The 12,182-nt window shown below is 63.2% G+C and carries 12 protein-coding genes; 8 read left to right on the forward strand and 4 right to left on the reverse strand.

Translation table 11 applies throughout. The annotated features are described in order from the left end of the window. Nucleotides 1–194 precede the first annotated feature (194 nt). The 4 genes from G6N48_RS04645 to G6N48_RS04660 all read left to right on the forward strand — a co-directional run bounded on the left by G6N48_RS04645 (nt 195) and on the right by G6N48_RS04660 (nt 3,696). Complete coding sequence (locus G6N48_RS04645; RefSeq protein ID WP_139825945.1) at nt 195–404, forward strand: hypothetical protein; 210 nt, start codon at nt 195–197, stop codon at nt 402–404. Nucleotides 405–793: 389 nt separating this feature from the next. Continuing rightward, complete coding sequence (locus G6N48_RS04650) at nt 794–1,267, forward strand: winged helix-turn-helix domain-containing protein (RefSeq protein WP_085271123.1); 474 nt, start codon at nt 794–796, stop codon at nt 1,265–1,267. After that, nucleotides 1,251–2,117 carry a zeta toxin family protein gene (locus G6N48_RS04655; RefSeq protein ID WP_085271085.1) on the forward strand — a complete coding sequence of 289 codons (867 nt, stop codon included), beginning with the start codon at nt 1,251–1,253 and terminating at the stop codon, nt 2,115–2,117. The genes G6N48_RS04650 and G6N48_RS04655 overlap by 17 nt, the downstream gene beginning before the upstream one ends. Nucleotides 2,118–2,265: 148 nt before the next feature. Then, the gene (locus tag G6N48_RS04660; protein ID WP_085271124.1) at nt 2,266–3,696 is read left to right on the forward strand and encodes a DUF4062 domain-containing protein; all 1,431 of its coding nucleotides are present in this window, start codon (nt 2,266–2,268) and stop codon (nt 3,694–3,696) included. 6 nt (nt 3,697–3,702) lie between these two features. Here G6N48_RS04660 and G6N48_RS04665 read toward each other — a convergent pair whose 3' ends face one another. The 3 genes from G6N48_RS04665 to G6N48_RS04675 form a co-directional block, all read right to left on the reverse strand. Beyond that, a complete protein-coding gene (locus G6N48_RS04665; RefSeq protein WP_232066538.1) occupies nt 3,703–4,326 on the reverse strand; it encodes a metallophosphoesterase in 624 nt (207 codons plus the stop codon). Continuing rightward, complete coding sequence (locus G6N48_RS04670) at nt 4,323–5,150, reverse strand: nucleotidyltransferase domain-containing protein (RefSeq protein WP_085271087.1); 828 nt, start codon at nt 5,148–5,150, stop codon at nt 4,323–4,325. The genes G6N48_RS04665 and G6N48_RS04670 overlap by 4 nt, the downstream gene beginning before the upstream one ends. Before the next feature lie 253 nt (nt 5,151–5,403). Continuing rightward, a complete protein-coding gene (locus tag G6N48_RS04675; protein WP_085271088.1) occupies nt 5,404–6,792 on the reverse strand; it encodes a hypothetical protein in 1,389 nt (462 codons plus the stop codon). 112 nt (nt 6,793–6,904) lie between these two features. Between G6N48_RS04675 and G6N48_RS04680 the strand changes: the two genes are divergently transcribed. Continuing rightward, nucleotides 6,905–7,507: a hypothetical protein gene (locus tag G6N48_RS04680; RefSeq protein ID WP_139825946.1), complete on the forward strand. Its 603-nt coding sequence runs from the start codon at nt 6,905–6,907 to the stop codon at nt 7,505–7,507. 471 nt (nt 7,508–7,978) lie between these two features. Here G6N48_RS04680 and G6N48_RS04685 read toward each other — a convergent pair whose 3' ends face one another. Further along, nucleotides 7,979–8,479 (reverse strand): hypothetical protein, encoded by a 501-nt coding sequence (locus tag G6N48_RS04685; RefSeq protein ID WP_139825947.1) that lies wholly within the window; start codon nt 8,477–8,479, stop codon nt 7,979–7,981. Nucleotides 8,480–8,818: 339 nt separating this feature from the next. Between G6N48_RS04685 and G6N48_RS04690 the strand changes: the two genes are divergently transcribed. From G6N48_RS04690 to G6N48_RS28590, 3 genes are all read left to right on the forward strand, one after another. Beyond that, a complete protein-coding gene (locus tag G6N48_RS04690; protein WP_085271091.1) occupies nt 8,819–11,275 on the forward strand; it encodes an AAA family ATPase in 2,457 nt (818 codons plus the stop codon). Then, the gene (locus G6N48_RS04695) at nt 11,272–11,646 is read left to right on the forward strand and encodes a hypothetical protein (RefSeq protein ID WP_085271092.1); all 375 of its coding nucleotides are present in this window, start codon (nt 11,272–11,274) and stop codon (nt 11,644–11,646) included. Before G6N48_RS04690 ends, G6N48_RS04695 begins: the two co-directional genes overlap by 4 nt. 105 nt (nt 11,647–11,751) lie before the next feature. Further along, entirely contained in the window at nt 11,752–11,874 is a 123-nt protein-coding gene (locus G6N48_RS28590) for a hypothetical protein (RefSeq protein ID WP_264049250.1), read from the forward strand. Nucleotides 11,875–12,182 lie beyond the last annotated feature (308 nt).

Consider the following 12,182-nt stretch of genomic DNA (forward strand, 5'->3'; position numbering starts at 1 on the left):
CTTTTCGCACAATCGCGCTAGCGTGAGTCTACGCACACGTCTTGTGAAGGCGGGACTCATTGACGGCGCAGCGGGCGGTTATTTCGGTTCACCGGACGGCGCATAAGTCCACGGTTGCGTGCCGTCCACAGAAACGCATGCGTTCCAACGGATTCGGCCGTTACAGGTCGGGCACAACCGAGAGGTCAGGCGACATGAGAGAACGCTGGGGCAACAGCTACACGACATACAGCATCGGCTGCGCCATGGTGTGGGCCGTCATCCTGGCGGTGGTCTCCGCGACGGCGGACCCGGCCACCCGCCACACCTTTTTCCTGGTGTGCGCCGGCTGGGCCATCGGATGGCTTTCGGCGACGATCGCCAGGACCGTCTACCCCCCGCCGAGGCGTCACAGCAGCCACTAGCGCGCGTGTCCGAGGGGGGACTTGTCCGCCTGCGACACGAGTTGAAACCTTCCAACTGAGCCGTTGACCAGCGATCTCACGGCTGGTGAAGGGACGTTCTGTGCCTGGTGGTGACCTCGACGGGTTCGGCGAGGCGCTGAGCGGTGATTCCGGGCTCGGTTCAATTGCTCACAGTCCACACGCGTTGATCCGGGTAGCGACGCGCGTGAGTTGTTGCCGACACCGTGACGAAGCCGCCGTCTATCTCAGCCAGCCTTCGCGAGGAGCTTTACGGGCTCTCCGTTGACGAGCCTCCGACAAGCGGACTATCGGACGCTACTGCGGCAATCTGACCCACCGTCGTTGACGGCACACACCTCCTGATTCATAATGAATCAGGAGGTGGGATGATGTCTACCGAATCCGCCAGCCAGGCCATCGCCCAACAGGCCGAGCAGCAACTGGCAGCCATCGCAGCCCGGCGACGCGTAGCCGATCGCGAACTCGAACGCGAAATATACAAAGCCGCCACCATCAAGGGGCTCAGTCAACGCCAGATCAGCGACCTGGTCGGCAACCAGTCCCAGGCCACGATCCAGCGCATCCTGCGTCGCGTGTCCGACGACCCCAGTCAGCTTGACGTCAAGCCGGCCGAGATCATCGACCGGCGCACCGCTGGACTGATCACCACAGAGCAGATGATGGACCAGCTCATGAACTGGCGTTACACCTTCGGGGGTGTGGTCCGCATCGATGGTGTGGCCACCGACGCCTACATGACCGGCGACTGGGACGCCATCGAGATGGCCTTCTACCGGGGTCAACTCAGCGACGACGAATTCCAACAGCTGGCCGACCGCCAACGCGATGCACCTCTTCCCTGATCTGCGTGGGCAAGTCGCCGGCCAGCTCACCGCCTTATCGGCTCCCGGAGCGCCTCTGCATCGTGATTCCGACCAAAGCACCGCACGCCTCTACCTACGCAGCGACATCGGTCGGGCCCGGTTCCAGAAAGACACCATCGACTGGTATCTAAGCCAGGCCAATCCCCGTCTCGGCGGCCGCACCGCCATCGTCACAGCGGGGCCACCCGGCGCGGGCAAGAGCGCCCTACTGAGGGCCCGGATCGCCGACCTCGATGAGTACCGCATCATCGATGCCGACATCATCAAGGACCACCTCATCAGGCAAGCCATCGCTGATGGCATCTACGACCGCCTGCTGGCCACGGCGCCATTCGCCGACGGCCATGGGCTCGCGCCACGCGAATTGTCCGCACTCGTGCATGTGGAGTCAGTGCGCCTCGCCGAAGCCATCCGGCAAACGTGCACCAGCCGCAAGGAGAATGTGGTCATCGAGGGCACCCTCACCTGGCATCGCCAGGGCCCCAACATCTTTCGCGAGCTCGCCGACAACGACTACGTCGACGTCGAGGTGTACGGCATCGATATCGAACAAAAGGAAGCCCACGAAAGCGCCCTCGACCGTTGGTGGAAACTCCGCCTCGAGTGGGCCAAAGGTCAACACGATCTGGGTGGCCGGTTCACCCCGGCCGACGCGATCGACATGTGCTACCAGACTGCCAGCGCCGAATCCGTCTGCACCGCCAACGCCAAAAACTTTATCAACACCGCGATCCAGACCGGGGAGATCCCACGCGTGCACGTGACAATCCTGCGTCGATCCGCAACGGGCCCAATCGAAGTCATCTACGAAAGGTCCTACCTCCAGTGATGGTTCCGTGGTCGGAGCTCGAACTTGACCGTCTCAACCACTGTTGGCCCACGAGTTCCGCATTTACATCGGATTTCGCTTTGCGTGAGTCGTCACGATGTCGAATCACCGAGCCGATGCTTGTGAAGGTCCGAGTATGGTGCACGTCATGACTGACGGCCTTCCTCTACGCGTGTTCGTGGCAACCACGAGTGACCTGAACAGTGAACGCACAGTGGTACGAACCGCGATCGACGAACACAACCGTCGGCAGACCAATGACTCTGCCCGATTTGAAATGGCCGGGTGGGAGAGTGTGCGCGGTACCGCTCGTCGACCGCAGGAGGCGATAAACGAGCTCATCGGTGAGTGCCACTTCATGATTGTGATGTTCCGCAGATCATGGGGCAGTGAACCCGGCAGCCCATGGGGGTACACGTCCGGGACCGAGGAGGAACTCTTCACGGGACTGCTTCAGTTGGGAGAGGACGACCGACCCTTGCGTGACGTGTGGGTTGGGTTTCTCCAAGATGGTGCGCCGGACCCGAAGATTACTCAACTGCAGGAGCAGATGAAGAGCACCCACGCGATGATGTACGAATCAGCTTCCGATACAGCCGAATTGAAGCGAAAGCTCGTGGCGCGGCTGGATTCCTGGGCGTCGAAGTTTGGTCCGAAGGTAACCCGTTACATCAGTCTGATTCCGTCGTCTGGAAAGGACCTCCTACGAGCCTCAAGCTTGCGCCGAGACGGTGAGAAGCTCGTTGCGCTTGGACAACCCGCCGCAGGTCGCCAGAACCTCCGCGAGGCGGCGGTTTTGGGTGGACCACCCGAGCAGCTGGCGTATGCGAAGTTCCTCGAGCACGCTGGCGAGTTGGATGCCGCACAGGGCGAGATCGAGCGCGTGGTGGACTATTTCGCGAAGGAACCGGGAACCTTGCAGACTCCGGCCGCTGCAGAAGCGTTCGCCGCTCTGGCGGGTCTTTTCCGTCGCAAGGGCTCCGACGTCGAAGCCATCGGCCGGTTGCAGCAAGCGCTGACTCTGCTACACGGGGACGACCCGTACACCTCGGCCGTGCGGTGCCGAATCTCGGACGAACTCGGTTTGGCCCACCAGAAGATCGGCGAATTAGCAAAAGCACGTGAGAGATTCGAGTACTCGCAGAACGTGCGCACCAGCGTCGGTGACGAATTCGGGATATGCCAATCGCTTGTGAACTTCGCTCGCCTATATGTGGCCGAGAAGGATCTCGACACCGCAGTTAGGTATGCGGAGGACGCACTACTCGGCCTCGCTGAATTCCCACCCGGGGCTCTCCACGCGAACGCGGAGGTTCTGCGGGCGCAGGTGCTTCTGCGTTTGGGCCGGGCAGCGGACGCTGTCGGCAACGTGGCCAGGGCGATCGCCATCAATCGGCAGATCGGTTATGCACGCGGAGAAGCCATATCGCTGTTGGTCTCGGCACAATGTCATAAATCCCTGGGAGAAGTGGGACCCGCTATGGAGGCTGCAAAGAAGGCGCTGGCGATCAACGAGAAGATGGGCGACGAGCCCGGCATGGCGAGTTGCCGGTGGCAGATCGACCACATGCGTGCATGACTACGGCTACGATTGGTCTCTTCCGACCGGTCGCCCTATCGAATCGACCTGCGTGAATGTTCGCGACGGCCAACGAAATGCCGTCAGGCGTCCGGAGGGCGAACTGCATCCCGTATCGAGGTGCGCGAAATCCGCACCTACGACTGGATAGGCACCCACGGGCAAGTGGGCGGAGATCCGAAACTGTGTCCCGCCGCCCGTCCACGGACGATGCGACGCCACCACCTGTTCCGCGTGATAGACGTCGGGCATGGCCCGCAGGAACCGAACGTGGTCCGCTGGCACACTCGAACGGAAATCGGCGATGACGTCAGCGCCCACGGGCCGACGCACGTACGATCTAATCGTGGTGGCTCCGCCTAACTTGAGGAAGGCTGCGAGCTCACCAGTCTCGAGAGCCTTGAGCATCTCCGTTTCGTGATTGCCGCGAAGCACCGTCACGGCGTGCGTCTCGGAGATTCGCAGCAGCCTGTCGAGAACCCCAGCCGAGTCGGCGCCCTTGTTCACGTAATCACCAAGGAACACTGTGTGTTTCACGGTGGGGTCGTTCAGGATCAAGCGAGCGAGCCCGTCCAACGCAACGGCGTTCCCGTGAATATCACCGATGAAGGCGGTCTCTGCAGTCGTCACAGCAGGATCTTTTCGATTTCGGCGTAGTCGCCGCCGCTGCCGGTGACTCCCAGGGCCATGAACGCGATGGACAATAGGTCCCCCCGGTTCTCCCATTCGTTCACGATCAACGCCTCCAGAGATCCGTGCCGGTTTCTCCGCACCGGCCGGCCGAAAAACGCCCCGAGCCGTTTGACGCATTCGTCGTAGTCGTTCTGCGACGGTTCTCCGGTTCTGCGCGAGGCCAGTAACTCGGCGAGCGTCGGGTCGGCATGCCGCTGTGCGAGTTCCCGCACCGAGAAACACGGCGCCCCTATCGAGATCGCTTGCGCGTACAGGGAGCTCCTCAGCAGATATCGCGCCTCGCGCAAGAGTCCCGGGAGGTACTTCGGCAAATCACGCTCAGGAGAGCCGAATACCTCGGACATTGCCTCCACTCGCGCGAAGACGCGCGCGGTATCGACATCTCCGAGATCCGCTAGCATGTTCGCGAAATCGTTCCGCGGATCCCACAGCACCTTTGCGTCGCGACGCAGGTGAGCGCCGAAGAGAGTACCGATCCCAGTCTTCAATTGCTCACGTGTGTAGAAGCTGACGCTAACCGCGCCCGAGGACTCACTCGGCCTGGCCTCGTCCACGAGCGCGAGGAGGTCGAGGTCTGAGTCGGCCACGGCATCTCCTCGTGCACGACTGCCGTACACGAGAAGCGCCGACACATGTGAGCCGAGTGGAGGTAAGTCCGAGGTGATGGCGTCCGGCACGCCAAGACTGCCGAGGGCATCGACCACCATTCTCCGCTTGAGCGGTGCGCCCGCCATGGTCGTTCCATCGTCCGAATCTCGCATAGTGCCAATTCAACTTAGTTGATCGCACCGGGTAGTGGTCAGCGGCGGTAGCGGTAGGAGGCGACGGGACGAGAGCGCCCGCCGGTCGCGGCCACTTCCGGGCGAAGCCGTCAGATACGGGGAGTCGACTCAGTAGTCAGGTCATCGTCGGGAGGCTGGGAGTGGACGCAAACCAGTCGTTACTCGAACCCCGTCTACCAGGGGAAACGGTTGCGCCGGATGGTCGAGTTGGCCGAGAAATCGATGTCGGCGTCTACCGCCGGTACGGCCCGTACGTGTTCCAGCCATTCATGTGCGGCCCGAGTTCATCATGGCTGGCGGAAATGACACGGAGAAGGCGGAGCGGCCCGTTGAGCGGATCGATATCGTCGGCGTGCGCTCTGATCCACGCGGCCCACTCGGTGGATTCTGTTCGCGCTGGCTCGTCGAGTTCTTCCGTGCACGACTCGATGTCGTCGGCGTACATTCGCATCGCCGCTGCAGCTTGCCAACGGTCAAGCTGCTCGCCGAGTTGAGCAGCGTTGCGGTCGTAGGCGACCTTGACGAGGGCTTCCTGTTTGACTTCTTCCCAGCGGACTTTGCGGATCTCAGCGCGGCGCTCCTCCTCCTTGTGAGACCACTCCGCTTCTGCCTCGGCGATTTCGAGTGCGCGGATTAGCGTCGGCAGCTGGTCCTCGATCCGCGCACCAAGCTCGTCGCGCATCGCCAGAACCGTCTCGTCCTCCCATTTCCTCGATAGTTTGACCTCCAGCTTGCCGGAGGGTTCGAAGTGCTTGTTAGCGATCGTCCGCGTCGTACGCGTGTAGTAGTCCGTCTCGGTGATGAAGGCCGTCACACGTCTTCCGCGCTGGTCCAGCTCCCGAATCGACACCACCAGTTCGCGCGAGGGAAGCCGCAAGATCAGATCTGGATCAGGCAGGGTCCGCCCGTACCCCTCGTTGCGTGGCCGGCCGGTGGCTTTCCACCCGACTGTTGTCGCGGCCATAGCGAGGGCCTGTAAAAACCGGGCAGCCCGTCCGACCTCGGCCCTTGAGACGAGGTCCTTCTTGTCCCGAAACGCCGCAACCGCCGGATGCGGATCGCGGAGCTGTCCTGGGACCGTGAAGGTACGAAGGGCGGTCAGGGCTGCGAAGTCCGGCTCCAAGTAGACCGTGACACCGAAGACCGGATCCATGCGCGTCGGCTCCTGTGCCAGTCGTTGCCCAACGGGCAGTGCACCTGACAATCGGAGACCGGTGCACAGCTTCGTGATCTCGTCGGCAGAAAACCGCGTTCCGACGTCGAGCCGTCCGCCAGCCGCAACGACTTCACTTAGCAGCTCGACCGCCTGCTCGCGGAGTTGCGCCTGCTCACGTTGTTTTTGCGCCTTGACTTCTGCCTCGCGACGAACCCGTTCGCGTTCCGCTTCGACCCGCTTCGCCTCGGCCTCGAGCATGCGGGTGCCCTCCGGGGTGATGCTCGCATTCCACGTCGCGCTCTTACCCGTGACGCGCACCAGGCCGCGGTTATGCAGACTCCGCGCCGACACGCGATGCGAAGTGCCCTCGTACACACCGTCCTTGCATCCCCCGGATACCCAGCGCAGGAGGTCGAACTGGGCCACGGTCAGGCGAGGCGCGGCATTGGCCAGGGCTACTCCCATCTCAGTCCGACAGGTTCTATCTCACCACGTCAAACACCATCAAGCATCAGATCGTCCGGTCCGTTGCGGGGCGAACGAGGACACTCCTGGCCACCGGGGCGGCAAAGCATTGATGGACGCGCATGTCCCGATGTCCGGATGCAGCCACATGCAGACCCGCAGAGACACCGGCGGCGCCGGCTCCGGTCATGTGACCGCAGCCCCCAGCGAATGCGCAGTGCAGCGCGTAGTCGTGGATACGAACGTGCCCATTGTGGCCAATGGCCGATCCGACCCGTCCGAGGGGTCTGCATCACCCGAATGTCGGCTTGCGGCCGTCGAGTTTCTCGAAGCAACGCTGTCGAGCCGAATAGTGCTGTTGGACTCGGATAATGAGATAAAGGATGAATACCACCGTTATTTGAATCCCCGCGGTGAACCGGGTATTGGTGACCGTTTCTATCTGCAGATGCTGAACAGCCTCCCGACCCGTGTCGAGCGCATCGATTTGCCCAGGGATGGTGACGGCCAGTATGAGGATTTCCCAGACGATACTGAGCTCTGGACGTTTGACCGGAGTGATCGGAAGTTTGCCGCGCTGGCTCGTCGTACCTCGTCGCCGGTGGCTAACGCCACAGATTCTGATTGGCTTAACCATCGCGAACAGTTAGCACGTAACGGCATCGTTGTGCATTTTGTCTGCGGTTGCGACCGCAACACCTGGTATGAGCGGTGAGTGTAATTGTGGGGGATGGGGCTCTGGCAAGGCCCGGTCGCGCGGGTTCAGAGCACGCAGATACGAGCGGCGCGGGGATGCGGAGTGGATGAAATCGAACCTCTGATCCGTAGGCACGGGCGGATGGCGTGACCAGGCATGATACGAGTTCCATTGTCGTGTAGGTGGAGGTGTCGGGGAGCGCGACTGTCGTCATTGTTGTCGTCAGAGGTGTCGTCAGCTCGGCGCGAAACAGTGGCACTCCTCCCGCCTCCTCATACCCGGCGATCCTGCGCTGACCATCGGATGCGTCAAGGGTGGCGAAGCCATTACGTAGTGACGTCGAAGACGCCCTTTGCTCAGCCGATCGGGAAGTCGGACACTGCAGAATGAGGCGGCGCTTGATCAGGCGGCGCCAGGGGTGGTGGGATCGTGGCTCTCGGCCTTGGTATGCGAGCGTGGCGCGCATAGCTTTTCACGCGCTGTCGGAGTTCACGGAACGCTGAGGGGTGGGGGTGGTGTCCAGTACCCCTTGATCGTGGCGCTGCCACCTTGGCTGGGTTCGTCGGCTTCGTCGCAGTCGTCGTAGATGACGCGGTCAATGACCGCGCAGTGATGCGGCATGCTGTCCATCTGGACGATGACGGGCCCGAGCGGGAGATGTGACAGCACAAACGGCCCAGGCGCGTCGTGGTAGACCCATCCGTACTCCAGCTTCAGCACTCGTTTGGTGATGGCGTTACACACACCGTCGTCGGGACACTCGTTACCAGGCATCAGCTGGAATCCGCGCAGCGGTGTGCATTTTTCATCGGTGCGGTACCACAACGGTGACGTTTTGCCCGTCCCGAAGATGTCGTCGTATGCCTGCTGGTAGCCGCGTCCGGTAGCGATGGCGATCGTGCGGACGACGCAGTCCCCAAAGCCTTTTGCTTTGTTCGTGAAGCCAGCTTCCGCACGGCCGCCGTCGCAGTATCTGAACCAGTCGGTCATGGCGATCTCCAAGCTACTGGACGTCGCCACCACCTACCGGGTAACCCGGGGCGATGTCGAAGACGCGTCTAATTCCAGCCGGATTTGGGCTTAACTATAGACAGCCTCGGAGAGACGCTCGGGCTGTGAGGCAAACGCTGGTTGTCAAACGTCGCAGATTTGTGCCCGCTCTGCCACAGGATTATGCGGTGGCGGTGGTGCGGGTGTCGGACGCGACCCGGCCACAACGAGAACCACGTCCGCTATTACCTGACTGCTGTCGAAGGGCTCGCGCGCCCGCTCCACCGTGTCGGCACTGTGTGCAAAGCTGCGTTGTATGAAAAGGGGGGCGACGTAGCAGTGGACAGTGGTGGACTCGGCAAGTCGGTCGAGGCGGAGGTCTGGGAGCTTTTCGACACGGACGCGAAGGTGGCGGACGAGACCGTCTACCTCGTCGCCGCGGCCCTGCAGGGTGACGAGGAACTCGCAGAGCAGCTGGGTGGTGACGCATCGACACCGAAGCGCCCCGATGCGCGGTCGACCGATGGACCAGCCCCGCTACGCGCATTCCTCCGCTCGATCACGGTAGAGGGGTTCCGCGGCATCGGCCCCCGCGCGACGGTAGAGCTCAACCCGTATTGCGGGATCACGGTCATTAGCGGCCGCAACGGATCGGGAAAGTCGAGCTTCGCTGAGGCGCTCGAATACGCCCTGACCGGACACAGCTATCGATGGCTGAGGAAGAAGGGCCAGCACTGGGAGGCGTCCTGGCGGAACCTGCATGCGGGAGACCCGGCGTCGGTGGAGGCCGACTTCGCGATGGAACCGGATGACGAACGCAGTGGATCCGCTGCCGCCGTCGGCGTTGATTGGGCGGCGGGAGCCGAACTCGGCGACGCCCGACGCTGGGCGCAGATCAGAGGCCAGAGGCGGCAGGCGGTCGATGCCCTCGGCTGGGACCAGGCCCTGATCACGCATCGGCCGCTCATGTCCTATGACGAACTCGGCGGGCTCCTGGAGGACGGGCCGTCCAGCCTCTACGACGCGCTCAACCGTCTGCTCGGACTCGACGAGATCGCAGATGCCGACGGCCGTCTCAAGGAGGTCGAGAAGCAGCTCGGCATACCGCGAAAGACAGCTAACGACAACCGGATTCAGCTAGTACGGACCTTGGACGAGTCTACGGACCCTCGCGCAGCCGAGGTTAAGAAACTAATCGCCCGCAAGCCCTACAACCTCGATGCGGTCACGGCGACGACTCTCGGGACGGCGACCGACCGGGCCTCAACGATCGCGCGGCTACGGGCCATCGCCTCTCTTGAGGTGCCGGGCACAACCAAGGCCGTCACGGCTGCAGCTGAGCTGCGCGCGGCGATCGACGCCCACGCGGCCAGCAGTGACTCCGCGGTGAAGGCGGTGGCCGCGCGAGCAGCGCTGCTACGCGAAGCACTGCACCTGCACAACGACATCGGCGACGGGCCATGCCCGGTCTGCGAGACCGGAACGCTCGACCCAGCGTGGCGCAGCGCGGCAGAAGAGCGATTGAAGGAGTCGGACGAGAGCACCGCCGAGCACCAAGCCGTAACGCAGCGGCTGGCTCGGGCGCGGGCGGCGGCCGAGGGCTTCTTCGGAACCGTGACGACGGTGTCCGCAGTCGAGGGCGTCGATCTAGCCTCCTTGTCCGCGTTCGACGAAGCGCTTGCACATGCGCGAACGGCGCCCGACAGCCTGTCCGATCTGCCGGCCCACGTGGAAGCGGCCACCGCTGCGCTCGCCGAAGCCGCTGATGCGCTGCGTGCCGAATCAGATTCTCGCGCAGCAGAATTAGAAGATGCCTGGGCGCCTACAGCTCGTACGATCGCTGCGTGGGTGGATCTGGAGACCGCCGCTAGGAAGGACGACGATCGCCTCGATCGGGTGCAGACCGCGCTCAAATGGCTGCGCGTCAACGCCGAGACTCTGCGAGAGCGGCGCCTGACTCCGGTGGTCGATCAGGCCCGCGAGATCTGGGGCCGGATGAGGCACGAGAGCAACGTCGACCTCGGCGGTATCTCTCTCGAAGGCTCGGCTAACCGCCGCAAGGCAGTTGTGGAGGGCAGCGTCGACGGTGTGCCCGCCGGAGCGCTGTCCGTGATGAGTCAGGGCGAGCTGCATGCGCTCGCGTTGGCGCTGTTCATCCCGCGCGCGACGACTCCGGACAGTCCGTTCCGGTTCCTGGTACTCGACGACCCGATCCAAGCAATGGACCCGGCCAAGATCGGCGGGTTCCTCGATGTCTTAGTCGAAGTGGCGAAAACACGTCAGGTCATCGTGTTCTCCCATGACGACAGGCTGCCGGCGGCGATCCGTGCGCGCTCGATCCCCGCACAGCTGCTCGATGTCACGCGCGAGGAGGGGTCTGTGGTCGTAGTGAAGCCGAATGACTCTCCAGCGCACAGGTATATCGCCGACGCCACAGCGGTGATCTTGGACGACGACCTCGACGACATGATCAAGCGGAAGGCCGCACCGGGACTGTTCCGGATGGCGATCGAGGCGGCCGCGCACCAGCGTTTCTTCACCGACCGTGCACGGACGGGCGCCGTCTACCACGAGTCCGACGCGGCGTGGGAGGAGGCAAAGACCACCCAGCAGCGAGTAGCGCTGGCCGTCACCGGAGCCGCGTCGAACGACCTGTCTTCGTGGAAGAGCTGGCGAGCGCACCGGTTCCCGACTATGGCGATCTGCGCTTCCGGCGCCCACAACGGCGCCGCGCTCGACCGCGCGACGATCCGCGATCTCCGCGAGACGGTCCGCGACATCGTGGAAAACCGATGACCGGCGATGCGGAGGCACTGCTCGCGCGGGCCGACGCACTGCTCGCCGCGCCGGACCGCACCGCGGTCGGCCACTCCGCGCGCCTCGCGGCGTTCCTTGCGCGACAGGCGGTGGAGGATCTGATCGACGCCCGCTGCGTGATGCTGTGCGGAGTACCAGCGATTGCGGGGACTACGAGAGCCAAACTGGCTGTGCTGAAGTCGCTGGACACTACGAGGGCGGGCACGACGCTTATCGGCGCCTGGCATCACCTGACCGGTTTCTGCCACCAGCATGCGTACCAGCTGTCGCCGACGGTGGCGGAAGTGCGCGAGCAGTGCCTTGCAGTAGAGCGGGATTGCCTCGGGGAACCATCTGAACCGACGGGTTGATCTGCCGCTCGCTTGACTAAGCCATGAATGCGGGGCGGGCGCGGGAAGCTGGCGTATTGCGTCAATCGCCAACATGCCGACATCGGCCGGCGATACGGTCTGCCTATGGCAGCGGCGTTCAAGCGTCCCAAGCGCACCACCCACCTCGGCTCCCGCCACCTGGACTGCTGCTCAACTACGTTTTTCGAGCAGACCGACGCAGCGACGTTGGTGGTCGAAGCGGCTTGACGAACATGCTGGAGAACGCTGCCGTCGGTGTCGACGGGCCGGCATGGTGTGCGCGGGGCATGACCGATCGAGGTAGCCGTTACCCGTTGGCTGTGGAAGCCCCAGTACTGCGGATGGTCAATGTATTGGTTCCGGGTGTGTCGACGCTGACCGACAGTGCGCGCCATTTCGCGCTGTATTGGGCTGTAGCCCAGAGATGCGGATCGGAAGAGTACGACGCTGCAACCTGCCGCGACCTGATACGCCGAAGCGAATCGGCTCTGGCGTGGGCGTCTTTGGTCGACCCCGAGACCGGAGGTCTCAATGGT

This window comes from Mycobacterium parmense, assembly GCF_010730575.1.
In the GTDB taxonomy this organism is placed as follows: domain Bacteria; phylum Actinomycetota; class Actinomycetes; order Mycobacteriales; family Mycobacteriaceae; genus Mycobacterium; species Mycobacterium parmense.